This window comes from Neobacillus niacini NBRC 15566, from assembly GCF_001591505.1.
GTDB lineage: Bacteria > Bacillota > Bacilli > Bacillales > Cytobacillaceae > Neobacillus > Neobacillus niacini.
Window position 1 is genome coordinate 1 of the sequence record NZ_BCVA01000016.1, and the last position, 24040, is coordinate 24040.

Annotated in this window: 25 protein-coding genes; 5 read left to right on the forward strand and 20 right to left on the reverse strand. The window is 37.6% G+C overall.

Annotated elements, in window-relative coordinates; translation table 11 throughout:
• Window positions 1-482: 482 nt before the first annotated feature.
• The 7 genes from BANA01_RS13700 to BANA01_RS13730 form a co-directional block, all read right to left on the reverse strand.
• Entirely contained in the window at window positions 483-1694 is a 1212-nt protein-coding gene (locus tag BANA01_RS13700) for a GNAT family N-acetyltransferase (protein WP_034674293.1), read from the reverse strand.
• A 116-nt stretch (window positions 1695-1810) separates the two neighbouring features.
• Complete coding sequence (locus BANA01_RS13705; RefSeq protein WP_052106327.1) at window positions 1811-2620, reverse strand: ABC transporter ATP-binding protein; 810 nt, start codon at window positions 2618-2620, stop codon at window positions 1811-1813.
• A 12-nt stretch (window positions 2621-2632) separates the two neighbouring features.
• A complete protein-coding gene (locus tag BANA01_RS13710; RefSeq protein WP_052106328.1) occupies window positions 2633-3400 on the reverse strand; it encodes an ABC transporter permease in 768 nt (255 codons plus the stop codon).
• A 35-nt stretch (window positions 3401-3435) separates the two neighbouring features.
• Window positions 3436-4482 (reverse strand): ABC transporter substrate-binding protein, encoded by a 1047-nt coding sequence (locus BANA01_RS13715; RefSeq protein WP_052106329.1) that lies wholly within the window; start codon window positions 4480-4482, stop codon window positions 3436-3438.
• 17 nt (window positions 4483-4499) lie between these two features.
• Window positions 4500-4823: a 4Fe-4S binding protein gene (locus BANA01_RS13720; protein WP_063253515.1), complete on the reverse strand. Its 324-nt coding sequence runs from the start codon at window positions 4821-4823 to the stop codon at window positions 4500-4502.
• A 12-nt stretch (window positions 4824-4835) separates the two neighbouring features.
• Window positions 4836-6461, reverse strand: a complete 1626-nt coding sequence (locus tag BANA01_RS13725; protein ID WP_082799521.1) for an FAD-dependent oxidoreductase — start codon at window positions 6459-6461, stop codon at window positions 4836-4838.
• 149 nt (window positions 6462-6610) lie between these two features.
• On the reverse strand, window positions 6611-6814 hold the full coding sequence (locus BANA01_RS13730) for a Fur-regulated basic protein FbpA (protein ID WP_034674280.1): 204 nt from the start codon (window positions 6812-6814) through the stop codon (window positions 6611-6613).
• Window positions 6815-7191: 377 nt separating this feature from the next.
• Between BANA01_RS13730 and BANA01_RS13735 the strand changes: the two genes are divergently transcribed.
• Window positions 7192-7977 (forward strand): alpha/beta hydrolase, encoded by a 786-nt coding sequence (locus tag BANA01_RS13735; RefSeq protein WP_034674313.1) that lies wholly within the window; start codon window positions 7192-7194, stop codon window positions 7975-7977.
• A gap of 21 nt (window positions 7978-7998) precedes the next feature.
• On the opposite strand, the gene BANA01_RS13740 is transcribed toward BANA01_RS13735, so the two are convergent.
• A complete protein-coding gene (locus BANA01_RS13740; RefSeq protein WP_034674282.1) occupies window positions 7999-8961 on the reverse strand; it encodes a 2-hydroxyacid dehydrogenase in 963 nt (320 codons plus the stop codon).
• A gap of 199 nt (window positions 8962-9160) precedes the next feature.
• Between BANA01_RS13740 and BANA01_RS13745 the strand changes: the two genes are divergently transcribed.
• The 4 genes from BANA01_RS13745 to BANA01_RS13760 all read left to right on the forward strand — a co-directional run bounded on the left by BANA01_RS13745 (window position 9161) and on the right by BANA01_RS13760 (window position 11923).
• The gene (locus tag BANA01_RS13745; protein ID WP_034674272.1) at window positions 9161-9721 is read left to right on the forward strand and encodes a tyrosine-type recombinase/integrase; all 561 of its coding nucleotides are present in this window, start codon (window positions 9161-9163) and stop codon (window positions 9719-9721) included.
• Between the two features lie 46 nt (window positions 9722-9767).
• Window positions 9768-10268 (forward strand): cation:proton antiporter regulatory subunit, encoded by a 501-nt coding sequence (locus BANA01_RS13750; protein ID WP_034674274.1) that lies wholly within the window; start codon window positions 9768-9770, stop codon window positions 10266-10268.
• Between the two features lie 5 nt (window positions 10269-10273).
• Entirely contained in the window at window positions 10274-11536 is a 1263-nt protein-coding gene (locus BANA01_RS13755; RefSeq protein ID WP_034674309.1) for a cation:proton antiporter, read from the forward strand.
• A gap of 93 nt (window positions 11537-11629) precedes the next feature.
• On the forward strand, window positions 11630-11923 hold the full coding sequence (locus BANA01_RS13760; protein WP_063253516.1) for a hypothetical protein: 294 nt from the start codon (window positions 11630-11632) through the stop codon (window positions 11921-11923).
• A gap of 16 nt (window positions 11924-11939) precedes the next feature.
• Here the strand turns inward: BANA01_RS13760 and BANA01_RS13765 are convergent, their stop codons facing one another.
• The 12 genes from BANA01_RS13765 to BANA01_RS13815 all read right to left on the reverse strand — a co-directional run bounded on the left by BANA01_RS13765 (window position 11940) and on the right by BANA01_RS13815 (window position 23936).
• Window positions 11940-12755, reverse strand: a complete 816-nt coding sequence (locus BANA01_RS13765; protein WP_063253517.1) for an alpha/beta hydrolase — start codon at window positions 12753-12755, stop codon at window positions 11940-11942.
• Window positions 12756-12909: 154 nt separating this feature from the next.
• Entirely contained in the window at window positions 12910-13758 is an 849-nt protein-coding gene (gene kynA / locus BANA01_RS13770; protein ID WP_063253518.1) for a tryptophan 2,3-dioxygenase, read from the reverse strand.
• Window positions 13759-13855: 97 nt separating this feature from the next.
• Entirely contained in the window at window positions 13856-15127 is a 1272-nt protein-coding gene (gene kynU / locus BANA01_RS13775; RefSeq protein ID WP_063253519.1) for a kynureninase, read from the reverse strand.
• Window positions 15128-15240: 113 nt separating this feature from the next.
• Window positions 15241-16023: a coiled-coil domain-containing protein gene (locus BANA01_RS13780; protein ID WP_063253520.1), complete on the reverse strand. Its 783-nt coding sequence runs from the start codon at window positions 16021-16023 to the stop codon at window positions 15241-15243.
• Between the two features lie 244 nt (window positions 16024-16267).
• Entirely contained in the window at window positions 16268-16513 is a 246-nt protein-coding gene (locus BANA01_RS13785) for a hypothetical protein (RefSeq protein WP_063253521.1), read from the reverse strand.
• Between the two features lie 56 nt (window positions 16514-16569).
• Window positions 16570-17778 (reverse strand): hypothetical protein, encoded by a 1209-nt coding sequence (locus tag BANA01_RS13790; protein ID WP_063253522.1) that lies wholly within the window; start codon window positions 17776-17778, stop codon window positions 16570-16572.
• 95 nt (window positions 17779-17873) lie between these two features.
• Window positions 17874-19169, reverse strand: coding sequence for an MFS transporter (locus BANA01_RS13795; RefSeq protein ID WP_063253523.1), 1296 nt, complete (start codon window positions 19167-19169; stop codon window positions 17874-17876).
• A 22-nt stretch (window positions 19170-19191) separates the two neighbouring features.
• Window positions 19192-19323, reverse strand: coding sequence for a hypothetical protein (locus BANA01_RS30605; protein WP_268875087.1), 132 nt, complete (start codon window positions 19321-19323; stop codon window positions 19192-19194).
• A 236-nt stretch (window positions 19324-19559) separates the two neighbouring features.
• Window positions 19560-20885 carry a branched-chain amino acid transport system II carrier protein gene (gene brnQ, locus BANA01_RS13800; protein WP_063253524.1) on the reverse strand — a complete coding sequence of 442 codons (1326 nt, stop codon included), beginning with the start codon at window positions 20883-20885 and terminating at the stop codon, window positions 19560-19562.
• 43 nt (window positions 20886-20928) lie between these two features.
• Window positions 20929-21888 carry an AraC family transcriptional regulator gene (locus tag BANA01_RS13805; RefSeq protein WP_063253525.1) on the reverse strand — a complete coding sequence of 320 codons (960 nt, stop codon included), beginning with the start codon at window positions 21886-21888 and terminating at the stop codon, window positions 20929-20931.
• A gap of 129 nt (window positions 21889-22017) precedes the next feature.
• Window positions 22018-22854 carry a rhamnulose-1-phosphate aldolase gene (gene rhaD, locus BANA01_RS13810; protein ID WP_411834410.1) on the reverse strand — a complete coding sequence of 279 codons (837 nt, stop codon included), beginning with the start codon at window positions 22852-22854 and terminating at the stop codon, window positions 22018-22020.
• A 248-nt stretch (window positions 22855-23102) separates the two neighbouring features.
• Window positions 23103-23936, reverse strand: a complete 834-nt coding sequence (locus BANA01_RS13815; protein WP_063253526.1) for an SPL family radical SAM protein — start codon at window positions 23934-23936, stop codon at window positions 23103-23105.
• Between the last annotated feature and the right edge of the window lie 104 nt (window positions 23937-24040).

Genomic DNA, 24040 nt, shown 5'->3' on the forward strand with positions numbered 1-24040 from the left:
GACCTTATGAAGGACGAATCCCATTGAGAACTCTCCTGAGTCGTCCTTCATCAACCTTATGAAGGACTAATCTCATTGGGATCTCTCCTGATTTGTCTTTCATCGACTTTATGAAGGACGAATCTCACTCGGGGCTTGCATGATTTGTCCTTCATCAATCTTATGAAGGACTAATCTCATTGAAAAATCTCCGGATTTGTCTTTCATCGACCTTATTAAGGACAAATCTCATTGGGTTCTCTCCTGATTTGTCTTTCATCAACCTTATGAAGGACAAATCTCATTCGCAACTCTCCTGATTTGTCTTTCACCAACCTTATGAAGGACAAATCTCATTGGGATCTCTCCTGATTTGCCTTTCATCGACGATTTGAAGGACAAATCTCACTCGGAACTTGCTTGATTTGTCCTTCATTGAACTTCATATCTTTGTAAATAACCAATAGTGGAATTTACACAGCCCCCACTCAGAATAACCAAGCTTAGTAGTAGTCAGAAAAATATGGTGTTTGCCGCCCAATTATATTCTCTAATTCCTCAACAACCTGTTCATCTCCCTTAATACGAGAAATAGCTGCTAAGTAAGCAGGTCTCTTATAACCTAGTAACATTGTTGTAAGTGTCTGTATATCAAATGAAAGAGCAGGTGTAGCATTACTTTCAATAAGATTACCGTGACCATCACCGGAAACACATAGTGTGAAGGTCCCTTTATTCCATTCCAGCATGGGATCCTCAAGCTTAAAGGTTATTTTCTTTTCTGATCCTGTCGCTATAAATGGATACTGCTCTACAAACTGTTTGACATCTACAATTCGTGCCATAAAATAAGGAGAAATAGTTTCTTTGATATCCCCGTCTTCTAGCCAAAAGGCTAATGGCTCATTCATAAAAATATTTCCGACCACCTTTGATACCATGGAAAAATGAGCACCAATGAAATTCCAGAGTCCGATACGCGCCTCTTGATCCATATAGACCATTTCTTTAATATGGAGGATATCTTCAGAAATCCAGTACAAAAGGTACCCATGTGGATTGTGTGTGTGATCATAGTAAACAGCAGCTGTTAACTCATCTACATCCCATCTCCAATATTCATCCCATGCTAAATCATTTCGTATCATGGCTGCATGCATGGTATCAGAAAAAAGTTTATATACGGTTCTTACATCTGAATGCTCAATATCCAACCTTTCCACATAACCTGGAACTTTCTTTATCTTTGGTAATTGGACATCTCTCACTTCAAAGGTCATTTTATCCGAAATGATTTCCCAGCCTCTGCGGCGGTAGTATGGAATAGAATAGGGAAATAAATAGGAAATAGATTGTTTTCTTTGCTGCATATCCGATAGAGCTTGCCGCATTAACTTATACATTAGTCCCATATTCGCGTATTCTGGATAGGTACCGACTCCGGTCAATCCACCCATTTCAAATGTCCGCCCAAAAATATTTACTTGAAAAGGATATACAGCCAACTGTGAGACAAGTTTCTCACCATCAAACCATCCAATCACATCCGCCTGATCGAGTACCGGCTTCTTTGCTAAAGCGATTTCGCGTTCTTCCCAGCCTACCATTTGTAAATCTTTCTTGGTCACTTGGAACACATACCGTAATAACTCATTAAACTGTTGGAAGTGCCTTGTTTCCACTGTCCCCATTTTGAGCCTGTCTAGTCGACTCATACTTCTACCTCCAAAAATCAACTTAATACATCTAAATTATAGTGTTTGCTTAACGGTGGATTAGAATTCCCCAAAAAAGAAGCTGCCCATCTTTGAGGCAACTTTGTTTAAAAAATTTATATTGAATAGTCTTCTGGTATTTTTACTTTTTCATTTTCGAAGAATAGGTTAAATATTTGTTCACGAATTTTGATAAAATCATAACTATTTCGATCGCGTGGTCTTGGTAAATAAACCGGTATTGTCTTTTGAATGCGTCCTGGTTTTTTTGACATGACAATGACTCTGTCACCTAATAATACAGCTTCGTCTATATCATGGGTAACGAGGATCATTGTAATATTCGATTGTTCTCTAATTCTCAGAATTTCATGTTGCATTTGAATCCTTGTAAGTGCATCGAGAGCACCAAACGGTTCATCCAGCAAAATAATATCTGGTTTTTTTACTAAAGTACGTGCTATTGCAACACGCTGTGACATACCTCCTGATAGTTCTCCGGGCTTCGCTTTTTCAAAACCTTTTAATCCGACTAATTCAATATGCTCTTGGACTATTCTATTACGCTCCTTTGCAGTAAGGTGCTCCAGACCGAAACTGATATTTTGTTTAACATTCATCCACGGAAACAGACGATGATCCTGAAATACCATCCCTCTATCCCGGCCAATGCCTGAAATTAATTGATCATCAATTGTAATGGAGCCGTCGAATGACCCATCAAGACCGGCAATTATGCGCAGTAGAGTACTTTTTCCACAACCGCTTGAACCGACAATGGTCAAAAACTCTCCTTCCTGAATTTCTAAATCAACGTTATTTAATACCTCTAGTTTCATGTGTCTTTGAATGTACGATTTTGATAAATTAGATATTTTGATTTTTGGTTTATATGTTCCATATTGAACTCTAGCTTGGGTAAGCATTTACGTAACCTCCTAAGATTTAATCCCCGGCTGCCAGGAAAGGACACGCTTTTGAATCAACTTTATTAATGCATCCATTGATACTCCAATCAGTCCAATCATCACCATTCCAATAACCATGACATCCGGCTGTGAAAGTTCTCGTCCTTGGGTTATCCTAAATCCCAATCCCGATTCAGAAGCAATTAACTCAGCTGCTACAACAGCCATCCATGCAGTACCAAGTCCTAATCTGAGACCAACAAATATGGAAGGCAGCGCAGCAGGTAAAATCACCTGGAATAACCCTTTCCTCTTACTTACCCCCATCAGCTTAGAAACTTCTAAATAACCTTTAGGCACCCCTTCAATGCCTTGAATCGTATTTAGAAGAATTGGGAAAAATGCTCCCTTAAAAATAATGATTACTTTAGAAGTCTCACCAATTCCAAACCAAAGGATAATGATTGGGATCCAAGCTAATGGCGGTATTACCCTTACGGCATTAAATACACCGGCAAAAAATTGGTCAATACGAGCGAACAATCCCATAATAATTCCGAATATTAGTCCGGTGACCACTGCCAAGGAATAACCTTGCAGCATCCTGCTAACACTGGTCCAAGTATCATCCAAAAGAGTCCCATCTCCTAAAAATTGAATAAATGTATCGATAACCACTAAAGGTGATGGAATTAAATAGGCCGCAATGACTTCTTTTTCAGTTAAATAGATCCACATTAAAACAATCAATATAGGGAGAACAATTGGTAAAATATATCTTACAAATGTCTTGTTCATATTAACACCTCTTATCTCATGGCCATTGACCGCTATTATTCTCGTATTATCCACTCGTCTAAATCAAAGTCTTTTTTAATCAATTTTTGTTCTACCAAAAATTCTTTCGTTCCCTCTAATAATTTGATCCCTTCATCAGGAAAACTCTCTTCCCTAATGTTATCTAATGGAATGCTTTCCTTCACAACATCTAAATCCTGCTGCGATACAACAGCAGCATATTGGAAATACTCTTCCGCATGTTCCTTTAAATCTTTTACTGCATTTGTACGTGTAGCATCCCAGACGGATAAGAATTTTGGATTTTCATCCAGATATTTTTCAGTCGCTACAATGACAGAAGTGCCTGTTAATTCTGGAGTTGTTTTGCTTGCCTGTAATACAAGTGGGAAACCGAGTTTCACATGTTTTGGACCCATATAAGTCGGGAATGCATAGGCTTGTATGTCACCACGTTCTAGTGAGGCCAGTGCTTCTGGCGGGAATAAAGAAACAAATTTGACCTCATCTAGTAAACCCTCCTCTTTTAATAATCCTTGAATATAGCGAAACATATAAGAACCATTAGATGTAGCAACTGTTTTTCCTTTTAAATCTTCCAGTTTAGAAATTCCATTTTTCTTATTGGTTACAAGCCAGATGTCCTGATATATATTTGCCAAGCCAATTAATCTTGTTTTTTGCCCTGCACCCCTAGCCAATAACGCTGGTGTGTCACCGAAAATGCCTAAATCTATTTCTCCAGAGGCCATGGCTTCATTTAAATTAGGTCCATTGGGAAAAGAGTAATATTCAATTTCGGTAATACCGATTTTTTTCAACTCATCTTCTAGAAATCCCTTTTCAATGGCCCAGCCTTCAGCACCTGATATTGCTGGTTTCCCTTCACTCGACGATCCCGTGGAATTAATATAACCAAGCCGAAGCGTCTTTCCACCATTTACTTCTTTATTTGACTCTGTGCTATTCACTTTTTTAGTTTCCGCGCTAGTAGCAGCACCATTTGAGTTGCATGCCGTTAAAAGCAGGGTAAATAGTAAGACGACAAAAAATAAGTATTTTTTCTCAATAATATTCTTCAATTCTCTCCACACTCCAATTATTTTAAATAAAATTTATATGCCAAGTCCTGTTTGGCTGTGGATTTTTGACCCTTCTCCCAGCCAATACTAGAACGATAACTTCCTATTAAATCTGTTTCGTTTAAATCTTGCTCCGTTATACCCATAACCTCATCGGCGTTTGGTGCCACATACAAAGCTTTAACAGGACAATAAAGTTCACACATATAGCAAGTCTGACAGTCATCCTGTCGTGCAATTTTAGGTGCTTTTCCATCTCTTCTTTCAAAAACGTTCGTCGGACATACTTTTACACATAAATTACATTCCACACACTGGTCTTCTAGTAAAATTTCAATCAAGTTTTTTCCTCCTTACGTGTTTTGCAATATGGTAGTTGGTTTCACTTTTATCTCATCTAATCCACTAGTAATTAGACGATAATGTTGATTTTCATCCAGAACAGGGTAGTCTAGTCTTTTGTGCATCCCACGTGTTTCTTTTCGTTCTAGTGCCGTTGTGTACATCCATCTTGATGTTGCTAACATAGCGGCTGATTCTCGAACCCGTAAAAGATTCCCCTGATTTTCCTGTAGACTCGTCTTAGTCTCATTCCATAAAGTGTTAAGCCTTAATAAGGCAGGTGTTAAAATTTCTTCTGTTCTGAACAGGTTTTTGTCAAAAGGTGTAACTTCTGCTTGGACCCTCTTGGTCACTTCGGTGGCATCGAGGAAATCTTTACCACTAGAGTGTTCATTAATTCCGATTACCTGTTTTCTTGTTAACGCTCTGTCTCGTTTATCTCGGTTGAAACTGGAAGCATACTTTGCAGCAGCTTCCCCTGACCAGTAACCGGAAGAGATCGCCCAAGCAGCGTTATAGCTTCCTCCTCCTGTAAAGCCGCCGCATATCAATTCCCGGGTTGCTGCGTCACCTGCTGCAAACAGACCTGGTACTGATGTGGCACATGTCTCATCCACAATACGAATGCCGCCCGTTCCGCGTACCGTCCCTTCTAGCCGTAACGTCACTTCAAATCGGTCCTCAAACGGATTAATCCCCATTCGATCAAATTGTACAAAGAAGTTTGGTTGCGCAATTCTCATCCATTTTTGCAGGTCGAGATCATCCTTCGCCTTAACTAATTGGGCAAACACTTTTTGACCTTCCTGCAATTTTTTTGCAATAACTGAACGCCCTCTTTGGGAGCCTGCACCTTCGATAATGGATCCATCCTCATAGGTGAATGAAGCCCAATTATAGAATGCTGTTTTTGTAATTGAAGAGAATTTGGGCGTAATCGCATATGCATTTGAAAACTCCATTCCCGAAAAATCAGCTCCAGCTTCAGCTGCCAGCAAGTAACCATCTCCTGTTAAGACGTTGCATCCTAATGCCTTGCTAAGGAATGCGCATCCGCCAGAAGCAATAACAATTGAACTTGCCTGGACAGACCATGTTTGATTGGTTTGTTCGTTAATGCCAGCAGCACCTGCCACGCCATGACTATCGTACAACAGCTCTAAAGCAGGACTATGGTCTAGTATCGTAATCTTTGCTTTATTCAATTTCCTTCGCATTAATCTCATGTATTCGGGTCCTTGAAGACTTCTTTTATGTGCTACCCCCTTTTCATCTATTGGAAAAGGATAGCCCCAATTTTCTAATTGATTCATATTTGCATAGGTACGATCAAGCACTCGTTTCATCCATTTTCGTTCTGAAAGATACCCGCCTAAGGCTTCACGGCTTTTCATTGCCTCTTCTCTTTTCTCTTTATCAGGCTGAATGTACCAAACACCAGTGCCTGAAGGAGCAGTGGCTCCACTTGTGCCACAATAACCTTTATCAACTAAAATAACGGAAGCACCATTTTGAGTTGCTGTTATGGCAGTCCATGCACCAGCTGGTCCCCCGCCAATGACAAGAACATCAGCTTTAAGACTCACATCATACAATTGAGTTGCCAATTTATAAGATTGAGTTAACTCAATCGCCATTTACATCATCCCCTTACTATTTTTGTAAATTTTAATCGTATAAAGATGTTCTATCGGTCCACCACCGATCGCACCACCTCCTTTCGTCAATAAAAAAGGAGACCCCCCTTAAATAAGGAAGTCTCCAGCTGTCTGGTCAACTTAATGTATTAATTTTTATTAATCCAATGTAAGGATTCTAATTCGCTATGAGGATGTTGATCTCCAATAAATTTCTTAAATTCGTTTTCTAGATCTGTTAGGGATAGCTCAAATAGATGTTGTTCCTCTTTTTTATAAATACCAAAGGCAATGAGTTTGTTAATTAATTCCAAACGCCGTTTTTCCACCGCTTGTCGAAGAATTTTTCCCATTTTCAACTCTCCTTTATGATTAGCATAAAAAGGAATAAAAAAAGCTCCTCTATTTTGCCCATTCAGCAAAATTTAGAGGAGCCATTGGTTGACCAATAGGCTTACTATTATACTATTCCTTTTCTCACATTACCCACTTGTTTACTTGGGATTAAAACTATAGTCTAAAATATACTTTGTAACCTAGTTATTGTCAATGACTTTTTTAAATTTTTTGACTTCACCCTAAAACCAACTTGACACATCGGAATTATAGGTATATCTTAAAGATACTTAATAGTAATTTGCCGATTTGACAGCAAAAGGCACCTCTCTTTAATCAGGAGGTGTTTTTTTAATATTTACTTATACTAATGATAAAGGAAGGAGTTTTACACATGATTGAACAATACCCCGTGTTACCAGGAGCTGAATCATTTTTCTTTAAAGGAAATGAAATTGGGATCTTAATATCGCATGGTTTTGTTGGAACTCCACAAAGCGTCAAGTACTTGGGAGAATATCTTGCAAATAAAGGATTCACCGTCTACGGAATTAGATTAAAAGGTCACGGAACACATTTTGAGGATATGGAAAAGTGCAATTATCATGATTGGATTAAAAGTATAGAAGATGGTTTCACTTTTTTACAACAACATTGCTCCAACATCTTTGTCATAGGACAGTCGATGGGTGGTACTTTAACACTCAATCTCTCTCAAAAGTATAGCAATATTAAAGGAATCATGTTAATCAATGCCGCAATCAACTCCATTCCTCCAATGGAAAGGTATAAAAACAAACACATCCCCCGTTTTGTTGATGAAGGTGAACCAGATATAAAAGCAAAAAATGTTCAAGAAATTACTTATACAAAAGCACCTATACGATCGATTAATCAGTTATTTGCATTAATGGCTGAAACAAAGGATAAACTTCCAAGTGTTAATTGCCCTGTTCTGGCATTTCGTTCGGAAGAAGACCACGTTGTTCCGCCTGAAAACACGAATTATATTTTGTCATCGATTCAATCAGAAATTAAAGAAGTGGTTCCGTTATATCATTCTTATCATGTTGCCAGCTTGGACAATGATAAAGATCTAATTGCTGAACAATGCAGCTTATTTATTCATAAACTTTCAAGTAATGTTTATAGAACAACAATAAAAACAACCTCGCCTTGAATATAGGCGAGGTTTAATTCCCTATTTCCTTATTAAGTTTGGCGGTATTTCCCCTTTTAACCCTGACACTAAATTTTCTGCTGCTGTTAAGGCCATTTTGAATCGCGTTTCATTGGTGGCCGAGCCAATATGGGGCAGCGTAACAACATTCTTCATCGAAAGCAGCGGGTTATCCTTGTTCACTGGCTCTTGAACAAAAACATCTAGTCCTGCACCGTGTATTTGCCCCTTGTGTAACGCTTGAATCAACGCTTCTTCGTCGACTGTCTTCCCTCTTGAAGCATTTATGAAGATCGCCGACTCTTTCATAAGCTCGAATTCTCTTTTACCAATCAAATTTACGGTCTCTGGAGTTAACGGTGTCATTAAGCATACAAAATCAGACTTCCTTAACAATTCCTCCATTGAATAGTATGCAGCTCCATATTTTTCTTCCGCCCCTTGGTTCCGAGAACGATTATGATATAAAATCTCCATATCAAATCCAAAATGTGCTCTTTTGGCCACAGCGGACCCAATGCCGCCCATCCCAATGATTCCCAATACTTTATGATGCACATCAACTCCAAACCATTTTTCTCCAAGACCTGATTCCCACTGCCCCGATTTAACCCATTGATCTAATTCAGGAATTCTTCTAGCTGTCGATAGGATTAATCCCATTATTGTATCTGCTACCGTATCATTTAAAACATCTGGGGTATTGGTTGCCATAATCCCCCGCTCTTTTAAAGCCTCCATATCCAGATTGTCGTATCCTACAGATATATTGGAGACTATTTTTAATTGTGGTGCTTGCTCCAATAGCTCATTGTCTACTTTTAGCCCCGAACCCAATAAACCTTGGGCATCCTTTAATGCCTCAAGAAAAACAGGATAGGTTTCAGAATCAAGTTTTTCAAAATAAATAACCTCACAACTGTCTGCAATATCATCCAAAATTCTCTTATCCAACTTTTTATAAACAATTACTTTTGGCTTCATAGTAAAATCTCCATTTCGTAAAACGATCTTGTATTCGATTATATAGTAATAAAACCTTTGGATAAACAAAAACTGAAATGAATTCACCATTTTAGAATCTGATTTAAAGCAAAGACTTGTATAGTTATGCAGAAAATTTGAATGTTACATAATACCGTGTTACAATATTATTATGTAACATGGATAAAGGAGATCTTTTATGGAGTATGTTGAAGCTCTAAGGGACATCAAGCAAATCAATTTAATTAAAAAGTATTTAAAAAAGCATTCCGAGCGAGATTATTTACTTTTTGTTTTTGGTATTAACACGGGGTTGAAAATTACCGAAATGCTCGATATCAAGGTTGGCGATGTATTAGAAAAAGTAGACAGTGTTAAGAATTTTTATTCCTACCCACATCATGACACGATGAAGGAAATCTACTTGAATGCTAAAGTAAAGCAAGCTATTCTCCACTACGTCCAAAAGCAACAATTAACGTTTGAAAATTATTTGTTCAAGTCAGCCAAAACCGACAAACCGATTACTCGCCAGCAAGCCTATCGAATCATTCATCAAGCTGCAGAAGCGATTGGGATACAAGGTAAAATTGGAACCAATTCCATGCGTAAGACCTTTGGATTTCACGCCTATAAACGTGGAATCGCCATTTCCATTCTGCAAAAGCATTTCAACCACTCAACCCCTTCAGAGACGCTAAAGTACCTTGGAATTTCCAAAGATGAAAAAATTAAGACGGAAATTGATGTCAACTTATAGGAGAAGCACTCTATCCGTGTACAAATTATTTGAGGAGGAAGTAAACATGAATATTCGCGAAATTGAACTCCCAGGTATCGGGAAGAAATTTGAGGCCATCACCAATAGTAAGGATAAGCTTGTGATTATCATTCACGATGATGGCAGAAGAGACATTTATCATTTCGATCAGGAGGATTATGAGGAAGCAATTGCTAGCGCTACCTTCAATGATCAGGAAGCAAGACAGATTGCAGCAATCATTGGCGGAATGACTTACGCGCCAAAAGCATTAGAAACGATAGAAATGGCATTTGATGATTTAGTGATTGAGTGGTTTAATGTAGAAACGAATGCTGCAGCGGTAAATCAAACCATCGGACAACTTAATATCCGTCAATCTTATGAAGTAAATATTATTGCGATTATTAAACGTCAAAATCATAAAAAAATTCATACTCCAGGTCCTGAAACCCTACTAGAAGAAGGCGATACCGTTATTGTGTCTGGTGAACGCAATCAAGTAAAAAAGATAGTTAAAGAAGTACTCTCAAGAAGGGACGGGTGATACTTGTGACGAATCATTTAGTTTTTGAAGTCGGAACCGCATTAGTATTAGTTGCTCTTACAGCAGTATTAGCAGGAAAGTTGAAATTTTCAATCATCCCGTTTCTAATCCTCTTAGGGATGGCAGTTGGTCCGCATGCTCCTCAAATCGGTATTATTGATCTTACCTTCATTGAAAGCTCAGAAATTATTGAGTTTTTCGGCCGGATTGGCGTTTTATTTTTACTATTTTATTTAGGTCTTGAATTCTCAGTTGGAAAATTAGTTCGTTCAGGACGTTCGATTGTAGTTGGCGGTTCTATTTACGTCGCACTTAATTTCACTTTAGGTTTAGCTTATGGCTTCGCTACAGGTTTTCCTATTATGGAAACCTTAATCATTGCAGGTCTTCTAAGTGTTTCCTCTAGTGCCATTGTGGCAAAAGTTCTTGTCGATTTAAAAAGAACGGCCAATTCTGAAACAGAATTAATCCTAGGAATTATTCTTTTTGATGATATTTTCCTAGCTTTATTTCTCTCCATCATGTCTGGTCTTTTGCTTGGCGGATCGACCACGATTGGAGGAACAATCCTTTCCGTCCTCATTTCACTGGGTTATATGATACTATTCTTTGTTATTGCTCGAAAAGGGGCACCTATTCTCAATAAACTATTAAACATTAAATCTAACGAAATATTTATCCTCGTCATTTTTGCTTCACTCTTTTTTATCGCAGGATTTTCAGAAAAACTACATGTTGCCGAGGCCATTGGTGCACTATTATTAGGTTTAGTTTTCTCTGAAACAGAACACCGCGAGCGCATAGAACATTTAGTCATTCCTTTTAGAGATTTCTTTGGAGCCATCTTTTTCTTTAGCTTCGGATTAAGCATTGACCCCTTTAGTTTAGGAGGAGCGGTTTGGCTTGCTGTCGGTGCAGTACTACTAACGATTATTAGTAACTTTGTAGCTGGAATGATTTCCGGGAGAAAAGCGGGATTGTCTTATAAAGCTTCCTCCAATATTGGATTAACAATCGTTTCTAGAGGTGAATTTTCAATCATTGTTGCTAACTTAGGACTTGCCGGAGGATTACTGCCAATTCTCAAACCATTTACAGCTGTATATGTATTGATATTGGCTATAATTGGGCCACTGTTAACAAAAGAATCCAAAAATATCTATCTATTCTTAAATAAAATTTTCAAATGGGAAAAGGGTAAATTAGCAAAAAAGAAAATACCAATCCCTGCACATCAAACTGAAAAAGAAGATAGTCCTGGTCTGTGAAATGTGAAAAAGCTAACAAAATGGACTAAAGTACCATTTTGTTAGCTTTTTCGACTGAATTTTTCAAGTAAAATACGTTAAGGAGGATCTCCATTGACCATTGAGTTGGGTATCATCCTATTAACCTATCTATTATTATTAGTCTTGTCCTATCAGATCATTTTTCTTATAAATAAAAAAGAAGACCATAAAGGATTCCTAATTATTAACACTTCCTACAAACATGCCTATACAATCCTGTTTTTTGGGATTCTTATCATTTACACATTAATAAAACATCCAAATGTTCATTTGGAGTCACAAACGATTAGTTATCTAATTCTTGGTAGTAAGTATATTTCAGTGATTACATTAGCAGTAAGTATATTTCTCTTAAGTAAAAAGTAACCTAAAACGAAAATATTTAAAGTCCTTTAATCCAACGGGCTGCCATCTCAATCCAATTGGTAACTTCTGTCTGGATGTGCATGTCGTTATCTACTCTTTTCGTCTCCTCCGTTCCAAGGGATAATCCATGAACTCCATTCGGATATATGTGCATTTCCAAAGGAACTTTATCTTTTAAAAGTGCTTCTGCAAACATAAAGCTATTTTCAACAGGAACGGCTATATCCGTAAAAGTGTGCCATAAGAAAGTTGGAGGAGTATTAGCCGTAACCTGTTTCTCCAAAGATACCAAGTTTAGATTTTCATCATCTTGACACTTGTCCCCTAATAATGCTTCAAAACTGCCGCGATGTGCATGTTGCCCTGATGTTATGACTGGATAACAAAGGACTAAACCGTTTGGAGTAATTTGGTCTTTCGAATATTCCAGCATTTCGGCCAGGAACTCCTTATCCCAGAATACGCCAAGACTTGCTGCCAAATGACCTCCAGCGGAAAAGCCAAGAACAATTATTTTATTAGTATCTACATTCCACTCGTCTGCATGGTCACGTACCTTACCTACTGCTTTTGCCAATTGACAAAGTGCTGATGGAAATACCGCTGGCTGCACACTGTATTTTAGGACACATGAATGAAATCCCATACCGTTCAACCTGATAGCAACCGGTTCTGCCTCTCTTTCAGATGTAAATTGATATCCTCCTCCCGGGCATATGACAATCATGGGTCTTTTTCGGTTTAAATCTATTTCTGGGGAATTATCTAATATGTAAGTATACAATGTTGCGGTATCCTGTTCATGTTTTATCTCTAATTTTTCATGTAGCATATGATCCCACCTTTTTCTATATTTTTACATTATTAATTCTATCTGAACTTACCGTATATTTGTATTATTTTCTAAATAATTAATAAAAATCGAACCAACACAAAAAGCACCATTAGCGGTGCTTTTTTGCGTTAGTTTTTATCTAAAACTTTTTCTATAATTTCGTTCTTAAGCTCCAAAGCTCAGGAAAAAAATGCTGGTCTAGGACTCTTTTTAAATAGGTTACTCCTGATGATCCCCCTGTTCCCTGCTTATGTCCAATAATTCGTTCTACTGTACTCATATGATTGAACCGCCATAACTGCTGTTGATTTCCAATATCGACTAATTTCTCAGCCAGCTCGTATAAATCCCAATATTGGTCGACATTACGGTAAACTTTCAGCCATGCTTCTTCAACACTTTCATTCAGTTCATAGTTTTTAGATAAATCGCGATTTAGGACCTCGTCATCAACAGGTATTCCGCGGGCAACAAGTGCATGGATCGCTGCATCATAAATACTAGGTTTGTGAAGAGCCTCCTGCATTTTTTCATATAGTTCTGTTTGATGCTGATAGACTGCTAGGGTATGAGCATTTTTGCTGCCTAATGCAAATTCAATCATCCGATTCTGGTATGATTGGAACCCTGAGGATTGACCGAGTTTATCCCTAAACTCTAGATACTCTGAAGGAGTCAAAGTTGAAAGAACACTCCATGACTGAATCAACTGCTGCTGGATTCTCGAAACACGAGAAAGAATTTTAAAAGATGGTTCTAAATCATTCTGGCGAATATACGTAATCGCTTCTGATAATTCATGAATAATTAATTTCATCCATAGTTCACTAGTTTGATGGATTATGATAAATAACATTTCATCATGGTGGTCAGATAAGCGGTGCTGACTATCTAAAATCTTATCAAGACGCAGATAATCACCATATGACATTGCTTTTTGGAAATCTGTTTGAATTGATTTTTCTAATCCTTGGCTAGTATTTTTTTCTGGTGTATTCATGTAAAACTCTCCCCCACTATGTTCAATCCCCTTCCATATTCATTTCCTTTATTTAGATGAGTAATTTTGTTCCACATATTGCCTACTATTCGTAATTTTATGCTACGACCTCTCGTTCATTTGCGAATTTTTCATATTGTCTTTCTTCCATAATATTCTTAAGAATTTGAACTACTTCCCATACCTCACTATAAGAAGTGTATAGTGCTACTGGAGCGAGACGAATAATATTAGGTGCCCGGAAATCAGGAATAATACCATTTTCTTTTAATGATTTGCAAATCCGTGCTGCTTCTTTATGCTCTAGGCTCACATGACCGCCTCGGCGAACATCGTCTACTGGGTTCCCTATGGTGAATCCCATTTCGGATAATTCTTGGTCCAACAAATCCATTAAGAACCGATTTATTTTCAATGACTTTTCCCGAATATTTTCAATTCCTGCTTCTGCAAAAATCTCTAAAGCACCAAGTAAAGGAGCAAGACTTAAAACATGAGGTGTGCCAATTTGATAGGCACCGGCTGATTCAGCATGTGTTAAAATATGTTCCATATCAAATTGTTTCTCTTTTTTAGAACCAAACCAGCCCGCAAGACCAGGAGCTTTTCCAAAGTGCTTCTTATTTACATACAAACCTCCCACACTTCCTGGTCCGCCATTTAAATGTTTATAATTGCACCAATAGGAAAAGTCAACACCCCATTCACTAAACAAATGTGGTATGGCACCGATGGAATGGCAGCCGTCAAAACCGATTAATATTCCTCTTTTATTCGCTTCAGCCGTTAGACGCTTCATGTCCAAGATTTGGCCGCTTCTATAAAGTACCGTAGGCAAAATGATAAGCGCAATTTCATCGGTCATGGCGTCAATAATATCCTCTTCATCTAAGAAACGTCCATCCCGGCTTTTTACACGAATAAGGTGTGTATCCGGTTCAAATCCATGAATGCGAAGCTGACTTTGAAGAGCATAAATATCAGATGGAAAGGTTAATTCATCCGCTAGAATTTTTGATTTCTCTCCTACCGGATGATAAAAAGTAGCTACAAGCTGATGCAAATTTACCGTAGTTGAACCCGTGACAATTACCTCATCAGAGGAAGCTCCGACTAACGGAGCCATCATCTCTCCTAACTTTTCTGATAAAAAAAACCACGGGTGTTTTCCTTTTGTCCAGCCATCAATTCCATGTTCTTTCCAATCATTTAAGGATTCTAAAAGAGTTCGTTCTGCTCGTTTTGAAAGGAGTCCTAATGAATTTCCGTCCATATAAATGGAATTTGGTTTTATGTAAAATTCTTCTCTAAATTTGTTCAAGCTATCAGCTTGGTCTAATTGTTTGGCATACTCTAAGGTTAATTCCATATGTATCCTCTCCTCTACATTTATTTCTATTTATATTCAAATCTTTTATAAAAAGGTGCCTAACTTTGTTGTTAGGCACTAGAATGGTTAAGTGTGTACGATAGCGATGTCAATTATTCTTTAATACTAGCTCTAAAATAATCGTAATCTGTTTTAATATAATGAAAGGCTGCTGCGTTGCCGCCCTGATCTGGATGCGTGACTTTTAATAATTTTTTATACCCTGAAGAAACGTCTTTATGACTGGACGTTTTTGAGAGTCCTAATTTCCGACGGACATCATTCATTTTAGTAAGTATTGTTTCTGGAACCTTATCAGGTTCTTTTTTGTTTCCTTTAGAAAGTTCTTCCTTTAATTTTAACAATTGATTTCGTAATTCAATATTCTCTTTTAGCAGCTTCTTCATTTCCTTTTGTAGGTCACTATTTTCATGCTCTAGTTCGATGATTTCATTATTTAAATTTTCTCTTTGTTGAATTAAAGTATCGATAGATGACTTATGTAGTTGTTCCATTCCTTTTATAAGTTCATCCTGTGTATTAAGTTTTACTTTTAATTGAACTAAAATCTTTTCCTGATCTGTATCGTTAGTTAAATACACCTTTGAGAGAGTTTCATTTGGAAAATATTCACTTCTCCCATTCCCCACGTTTTGAATCTTTCCCTCCCTAAGCCATCGTCGTACAATTTGGATTCCAATACGTTCGGAAACACCTGCATCCTTTAACATGTTCAAGGCTTTGTCTGTATCATCAATTATGTATCTAGAATTTTGAGGAACTGTGCCCACGTATTTTATTTTTCTTTCACGCAGCCATCGTCTAACTGTTTGAATACTGAGTTCTTCATTTACTCCAGCGTCAGTTAACAATTCATAAGCTTGATCTGTGTTCACTATTTTCCACCTTCCCTCCATAAAAATCTATCAGATGTTGAAACATACTTTATCAGACGAACTCGGTACGTAATATAAATAATAATAAATAAGTTTAGAATTTATGTGAATGGATAAAAAAGACTATCCTTTTCACTTTAGTAAATTAGCACTAATCAGATTGTTTTACTAAACTTGAGCAAATGAAAACAGCCGCTTTTTTTAGGACTGAAGCGGCTGTTTATTTGGTTGAAAAGTGAAAACTTTATTCAAGGACCAAAAAGTATTGAATTTGATTTGGTGAAATAGCTGTAATAGCATGAATACGATAGCCGATACTTAATAATTGTGATAATGTTTCAGCACAGTTTTCGCGGGGAGGTTCAATTGGTGCGTGGTAGCTTTTATATAAATGTATAAGTTGATTATTCGTTGAACAATGAAGTAAGACCACGTGTCTCCCAGTCCAAGCCTGCCCAATCATTGGTTGTACTTGTCTCATCCATTTCATGGTTTGACACCCTTACAGTTTGATACAATAGTCTATGCTTCATTCATCAGTTCGTTCTATTTGAGGTAATAGTTTTTTAAATCCGCAGAAACTTGTTCATCAGGACCATAAACCTTCTCGATAGCCTCCACTGTTCGTGAATTTACCATTTCCAATTTATGTTCAATGCGCTTATCTATATATTCAAACGCAGATAAAGACTTAAGCATATCAAAAAATATATTTATCCCTTTTGTTTCGATTAGGTACGTGCTTAGTAGTGCTCCATCACGGTACATGGAACCTTCAGGATCAGTGTAATCAATTTGCCCAAGCTCTTCGATTGTTTTTAAAGTATTCGAGATTTCCATTGCTTTTTGCGCGTTTTCAATCGGTTTTTGAGGATCAAATGAGACCATTCCGTTACCGTCTCGGTTTATGGCAGCCTGTAAATAAGTAGCAAATCCTTCTTGTATATAGATGGATGCATTATCGTTGGTTATATCTCCTACCATCTTATGTGTTAATTCATGGGCCAGATATTTAAAAATTTGCGACATGACGCCTGAGTTAATTTTTAGTGATTCTCCAATCTCATTCCATCCGCTCAACATGACCCATGGGACTGTGGCCGACACTTCATTAATATTGGAATATACTTTTATGGAGATCGGTTCTGGTTTCCAATTAAACATTTTTGAATAGAAGGCTACTATATCTGTGGCATCCTTTAATGTTTTTTGAGCTGTATCTTCTTGTCCTTTTTTATAATAAACTGTGATTGATCCAGATTCGGAAGTTAGAGTTTCAAATGGCACATCATTTAGAATCCACTTTTCATTAACCTTAATTGCTTGGTAGATGACTAAGTTGTTTGTGCTTTCGAAATTAGGATGACTCATCTTGACTCTAAAATAAACCTTCCCTTTCGTATCATTTTCTTTCATAAAACTAATGTCCACAGATAGTGTATAGCCTTGTTCTTTTTTAAATTTCGCTTCTTCTATCCATCTTTTTTGTTCTTTAAAGAAGAGGTGATTCTCACTGTTTTGATAACTCATAAAAACAGCTTCATCATTGTTTTCAACCGCTTGTTCTATTTGCAGCATATCCCACTCCGGTGTACCCTTCTTAACTTCAGGTTCTTCCACTTGCTTATTTTTATTTGGTTCAGAAGGTGGAGTTTGTTCTTTTTTAGGTTCTCCTTTCGTTTGCTCACTGTTACTGTTACAACCTGTCAGGAGAACGCATACTAGTAAAATACCCCACATACCTATACCCTTCATCCTATTTCCCCCTTAAATAATAAAAACCTTCTAGCATAAGTGGACGGTCCACTATGCCAGAAGGTTGCACATTATTTTCAAATAAAAGTTGCAATTCACGCAGTAACTTTAACTCTTTTAGAACTTGACCAGATTAATACTGGTATGAGGAAGAGTGACAGAATTCCTCCTGCAATGGATAGTGTTGCGTAACTAGTATTCGCAGCCACAACTCCAGAAAGTACACCTCCAGTTGCTCCGGATAAGGCAACCATAACATCTACGGTTCCTTGCGTTTTTGCACGATTGGCCGTATTCGTTGAATCAACAAGAATCGCAGTTCCGCTTATTAATCCGAAGTTCCAGCCTATACCAAGCAATATGAGTGCCAAGGTAAGTAATGTCATTGATTCACCGGGAGCGATGGCAGCGAGCAGTCCTGCTGCAAGTAAGGTGATACCTGCTGCGATTGCCATATACAGACGTCCAATTCGATCAACGAGGACTCCTGTCAGCAAAGATGGTAGATACATAGCACCAACATGGAATCCAATGATCATTCCAACCTCACGTAAACCATGACCATGCTCTCCCATATGTACAGGTGTCATCGTCATGATGGCAACCATCACCAATTGGGTTAATACCATTAATATTGCTGCGGCAACAATTCCTCTTTTGTTAAACGTTAGTGAGTGTGTATGACTATCTATAAGGATGTTCTTGTTGTTTCTCTTCTCATCGGCAATAGCTTTAGCAACGATGAGCGGGTCAGGACGACGTAGCACTAGAAGCACCAAACCAGCGAGAATATAGGTGGCTGCTGCTAGGATAAACGGTCCTGATAGTGCCGGGATACCAATTCTTGTTGCAAATTCGCCCATAAAATCCACTAAGTTCGGACCTGCGACCGCACCAAAGGTAGTTGAAACCATGGCAATACTAATCGCTGTAGCACGCTGCTTTGGACTTGCCAAGTCAGTTCCTGCATAGCGGGCTTGTAAGTTTGTAGCGCCCCCTGAGCCGTAGATTAGAAGGGAGACAAAAAGAAGTAAAATATTACTTGTGATGGCTGAAACCACTACTCCTATTGCACCTATCCCTCCGGCAAGAAAACCAGCTGCCAGCCCCAACCGGCGGCCATAACGCTGGGATAACCGCCCAACAAGAAGAGCCGCTCCTGCAGATCCAAGTGTGAATAACGCAGTTGGAACTCCTGTAAAGCTATCTGTTCCCAGCATATCTTGTGCCAGAAGTGCACCAACTGTAATACCAGCTGCCAGTCCTGCACCGCCGAAAATTTGTGATAATACTACAATAATCAAAGTTCGACGATATAGTGCACGCTGCTTTTCTGGGGAGTTAATGTAAAGCAGTAAATTACTTTTTGACTGATGTTTGTTATGTGACACCACTACACCTCCCTGCTATTAATCAAGGCCTGATTACTAAATCATACCATCTTGGGTTAGTAACGAAAACATATTTATATCTGCTGTCATACTGGATTTCAAGCACCCATAATAAAGTCCGTTTTTTCTTTTCCTGCTCTGTTTTGGGCTTCATGCCCCCTCCATGAGGATTGGTTTTTCTTATCCAACTCTACTTTGGGCTTCATAAACCCTTCTGAGGACCATTTTTACTTTTCCAACTCTATTTTGGGCTTCATGAAACCCTAATGAGGACTGGTTTTTCATATCCAACGCGCTTTTGGGAAGCATGAAACCCTTCATAACCAATTTTTGAAGCGCAAAAAAAACGAGAAACCTCCAATCTAATTGGTTTCTCGTTTTTTAACAATATTATGGATTTGTTCTTGTTACAGGTGATGGACCTCTTAACTTTCCTAACAGATAACCAACGATTAAGCCAACAACTGCAGGGGTTAGCCACCCAATTCCTTCGATGTAAAAAGGAAGAATTTCAAATCCCCCGCCCCATATGTTATTTAGGAATGTTCTATTAATCGTGTCCAATATACTGAATATAGTTACAAAGCCTATAACAGTGATATAAATATATGGATTTCTTTTTATCATATCATCAAATAGCCCTAAGAAGATCAGTACGATGGCAATCGGGTAGATCATCCCGAGAATAGGTACTGAAATCTGCAGGATTTGCGTTAATCCTAAATTCGCAATAGCGGTACTAAGAACAGCTAAGATCACGACCCATACTTTATAAGCAACTTTTGGAATGGCAGTAGAGAAGAATTGACTGCATGATGTAATCAAACCAATGGAAACACAAAAACATGCTAATGTAAAAACGATACCTAAAATGAGTGTTCCGCTTTGTCCAAACAGGTATGTCATAATGTTAGACAAAATAATGGCCCCATTTTCTGCTTGTCCTAAAGAAGAGCTCGAAGCCCCTAAATATCCTAAAATTAGATAAATTACTGCTAATAACAACCCAGCACCCAAACCCGCGTACATCATATAGCGTGATTTCTTTTTGGGATCTTGCACTCCTTGTGCTGTCAACGTGTTAGCAATGACAATTCCGAATGCCAGGGCTGCCAATGCATCCATTGTTAAATACCCTTCTAAAATCCCTTGAAAAAGAGGATTCTCACGGTAATTCCCCATCGGTGATTCAAATGACCCAATCGGATCCATTAAGCTCTTTATAAAAATAACTGCAATTAGAGCTAAAAGTATTGGGGTCAATAACTTCCCAAAAAGACTAATCAGTTTTGAAGGATACATACTTAACCATGCCGCTAGGCCAAAAAAGACGACAGTATAGATGAGTAAAGAAACTGGGCTTCCAACAAAATTTTCTGGCAAGAAAGGCGCTGCGCCCATTTCAAATGCAAGGCTTCCTGCACGTGGTATCGCCAGTCCAGGACCAATGGCAATGTAGATTAAAAATGGAAAAACGAGCGCAAAAATAGGATGAACTCTAAGATTCAGTTCATTTAAACTACCTGCCTTAGCCACCGCAATGACCCCTAATATCGGCAGTCCAACTGCAGACACGATAAAACCAGCAAGAGCAGCCCATAAATGATCACCAGCTGATTGACCAAGAAAGGGTGGAAAAATTAAATTACCTGCTCCAAAAAACATAGAAAATAACATAAAACTAATAAAGACCACTTGTTTTGCAGAAAAATTCATGATGTTGTATCTCCTTATGATGTAAAAATATTATTGTATTATATCACTTAATCATTCTGAATTCATTAGGAGTTCTTCCATATTTCTCTTTAAAAATCCGATAAAAATAACTAATATTATCATAGCCGACTTGCTCAACAATTAAAGCGATCGGCAAATCACTTCCTTGTAATAATTCTTTTGCTTTTTCTAGTCTTCTTTCCTGAAGAAGCTCCTTAAAGGTCCGAGAAGTTGCCTTTTTAATCGTTTTACTAAGACCATAATATGATTGGTTTAATTGATCTGCTAATTCATATAAAGAGGCTTCCTTGTAGTGTTCCTCAATATATTTAAGTGATTCCACCACCAAATAATGAGTGATGGACGCTTCTTCTTTTCTCTCTACCCTATCAGAATTCTTTATTAACTCAATCATAAAGAGACCCATATAAAGCTTGATGGCAGACTCTGAAAAAGTGGTCGGATACATAATTTCATGGATTATTTTTTTAATTAATTCTTGTATGGCCTCCACTTCAGAAACTTTAAAATAAAGAAATTGCCCATCCTGAGTATTATTGTAAAGGCTGCTCAACAAAAAATCGCTGACAAAATTTTCAGAACTTAAATAGGAAAAAATGAAGTCAAAGAAAGCAGGACGAATAATGAAGTTGATGATAATGTCTTCTTTCGCACAAGCTTTAATTTCATGTTCAATATGTTGGTTTAAGAGCAACAGTTCACCTTCCTTTAAGGTAATCTGTCTCCCCCCAACAATCTGCTGCAATTCCCCATTAAAAACATAATTGACCTCAATGTAATCATGTTTATGTAAAGGAAAATCCACAAATCTTGTATGTTTTCGAACCATGATCATCTTATCTTTACTTAAGAATTTCTCACTTTCAATAATAAAATTTGTCTTACTTGTATATAAATCTTTGCTCACATTACTTTGTTGTTCAATAATCTCTTTCTCTTCATCTGTCAGTTGTAAAAGTTCGTTAAGAAGTTCCTGGTTCACTCTATTCACCTATTTCCTATTGGACCTAAAAGTGCTTTTTATAAGTTATAATGATACCATTTCCCTGCACCGATTAGAACAAAAAAAGTATGCTTCTTTGTAAGAAACATACCATAATTCATTATATTCCTATAGTTTAAGAATTCCCTTTCGTGGTACCACATTAAAAGCATGTGCTAGTTCCAATAGCTGCTGGTCTGTTAACGTTTGTTTTTTACCACCTTGGGCACAAACTATAGTATATACTTCTGCTGCTTTTTCCGCTGTCTCAATCAAGCCAAAAGTTTCATCCAATGTGCTGCCTGCACCGAATATTCCATGATGCGGCCAGAGTACAAGGCGGACTTCTTCCATTTTCTCTGCAGTTGCTTCACCTATGGCATTTGTTCCGGGAACAATCCACGGAATAATCCCTACTCCTTCAGGGAAAACAACAAGACATTCTGTACACATCTCCCATAAGGTTTTTGTAAATTCTATTTCGTTTAAACTATGTGTAAAGGACATCGCAATTAGGTTTGTTGCGTGGCAATGCATAATTACTCGATGGTTTTTATCAACGGCTAAGCGCTTCATATGGTTCATAAGATGTGTTGGTAATTCACTTGTTGCAATCCCGCCATCTTCAAATCCCCAAAGAATTTCATAGCTTTTACCCTCTGCAGAAATACGGATAATACCAAGGTTATTGGCTGGATCTTTTTTTACATTTTTAAAATATTTTCCGGAACCTGTAACGATGAAGTAACGTCCAGCTAGGGGTGAGGCGTCAAAGTTCATTGCTACTGTTCTTTTAACATCGTCTACATTCAAAAAGGGAAGAACTTCGTACTCATGTATTAAATAACTGATATTACCGCCATTTCGTTCATCCCAGCCTAAACGATATAAATTCGAGGTTGTTTCTAACATTTCATGTAAAAATGCTGCGGAGTATATTCCATCTTTGATCATGGTCATGCTCATTTTCCACTCTCTCCTTATATAAAACCTTTTGATTTTTTATTTTAGTTATATTTATTCTCTACACCGTAATCATACTTCTAAAACAAACATAAATCAACATAAAAACAATAATTTACTTCTGTTTATATTTGTTTATTACCATTTATGTCACAATTGTACCCGTTTACTTTTGGATAATTTATAGTATGGGAAACGACAATGTTTTTGTTAAACAAAAAAACAGACCTAATTCGGTCTGCATTCACATGTTATTCTAAAAATGCTTCTTGTTTAGAAACCCGTATCATTTCACTAGGGAAAAATTTATTAAAATACTTTTCTACCTTGACATGTATATCTTTTCTATACCACTTTGATAAATCATGTTCCTCAAATAACAGAGGCATACCTAACCTTTCAGAACGTTTTCCATTTGCACCATCCCCAATGGTTAACGTATCAATCCAAATGTGATCGACGACTCCGTCCAATACTTTTGGAAAATCAGGTGTAAATGGCAATACTGGTGATAGCGAAGCTTGTGTGGTTATTCCCGCGGCATGAATTTCTTTTAAAGCCCTTAACCTTAATTGAATTCCAGGTGCAGAAGGAGCAAAAATTTGCTTGATATCTTCCCTGTCTGTCTCAACTGTCATCGACACAAGAACTTTGCATTTATCTTTCAATACCGTCAACAAATCAATATCTTTTGTGATGAACGGGGAACGTGTTTGAATCCAAAGAAAATCCGGTGGATATTCAATCATTACCTGTAATATCCCGCGGACAATGTTGGCTTTCCGCTCTATCGGTTGGTAGGGATCGGTTGCAGATGACATAAAAATATTAATCGGTTTGTCTTTTTTTCGAAGCTTTAATATTTCATTTCGGTAATTTTCAGCTGCGTTTATTTTTATTTCTACCCATTCTCCCCAAGGGATTTCTCTGAATCTTTGAATCGGCATTTCTCTTACATAGCAATACCGACAAGAAAAGGCACAACCACTGTAAGGATTCAATGAATGGGTAAATCCAACATCTAAATATCCCTTTGCTTCAGTTAGAATCTTCTTAGAGACACTTTCTTTTACTTCAATGCTCATCAATGCTCCCCCTTTCTCAAATGAATTTGCCTTATCTAGCAATTTAACATGATTGAAAACTAGGTGCAATGAAAAGGAAAAACAGACCAAAATTTGGTCTGTTT

Excerpts from the sequence above, each read along its gene's own strand:
- BANA01_RS13700 (WP_034674293.1), bottom strand. The coding sequence starts at position 1,694 with ATGAGTCGACTAGACAGGCTCAAAATGGGGACAGTGGAAACAAGGCAC.
- BANA01_RS13705 (WP_052106327.1), bottom strand. The coding sequence starts at position 2,620 with ATGCTTACCCAAGCTAGAGTTCAATATGGAACATATAAACCAAAAATC.
- BANA01_RS13710 (WP_052106328.1), bottom strand. The coding sequence starts at position 3,400 with ATGAACAAGACATTTGTAAGATATATTTTACCAATTGTTCTCCCTATA.
- BANA01_RS13725 (WP_082799521.1), bottom strand. The coding sequence starts at position 6,461 with ATGGCGATTGAGTTAACTCAATCTTATAAATTGGCAACTCAATTGTAT.
- BANA01_RS13730 (WP_034674280.1), bottom strand. The coding sequence starts at position 6,814 with ATGGGAAAAATTCTTCGACAAGCGGTGGAAAAACGGCGTTTGGAATTA.
- BANA01_RS13735 (WP_034674313.1), top strand. The coding sequence starts at position 7,192 with ATGATTGAACAATACCCCGTGTTACCAGGAGCTGAATCATTTTTCTTT.
- BANA01_RS13740 (WP_034674282.1), bottom strand. The coding sequence starts at position 8,961 with ATGAAGCCAAAAGTAATTGTTTATAAAAAGTTGGATAAGAGAATTTTG.
- BANA01_RS13745 (WP_034674272.1), top strand. The coding sequence starts at position 9,161 with ATGGAGTATGTTGAAGCTCTAAGGGACATCAAGCAAATCAATTTAATT.
- BANA01_RS13750 (WP_034674274.1), top strand. The coding sequence starts at position 9,768 with ATGAATATTCGCGAAATTGAACTCCCAGGTATCGGGAAGAAATTTGAG.
- BANA01_RS13765 (WP_063253517.1), bottom strand. The coding sequence starts at position 12,755 with ATGCTACATGAAAAATTAGAGATAAAACATGAACAGGATACCGCAACA.
- kynA (WP_063253518.1), bottom strand. The coding sequence starts at position 13,758 with ATGAATACACCAGAAAAAAATACTAGCCAAGGATTAGAAAAATCAATT.
- kynU (WP_063253519.1), bottom strand. The coding sequence starts at position 15,127 with ATGGAATTAACCTTAGAGTATGCCAAACAATTAGACCAAGCTGATAGC.
- BANA01_RS13785 (WP_063253521.1), bottom strand. The coding sequence starts at position 16,513 with ATGAAATGGATGAGACAAGTACAACCAATGATTGGGCAGGCTTGGACT.
- BANA01_RS13790 (WP_063253522.1), bottom strand. The coding sequence starts at position 17,778 with ATGAAGGGTATAGGTATGTGGGGTATTTTACTAGTATGCGTTCTCCTG.
- BANA01_RS30605 (WP_268875087.1), bottom strand. The coding sequence starts at position 19,323 with ATGAAGCCCAAAACAGAGCAGGAAAAGAAAAAACGGACTTTATTATGG.
- brnQ (WP_063253524.1), bottom strand. The coding sequence starts at position 20,885 with ATGAATTTTTCTGCAAAACAAGTGGTCTTTATTAGTTTTATGTTATTT.
- rhaD (WP_411834410.1), bottom strand. The coding sequence starts at position 22,854 with ATGAGCATGACCATGATCAAAGATGGAATATACTCCGCAGCATTTTTA.
- BANA01_RS13815 (WP_063253526.1), bottom strand. The coding sequence starts at position 23,936 with ATGAGCATTGAAGTAAAAGAAAGTGTCTCTAAGAAGATTCTAACTGAA.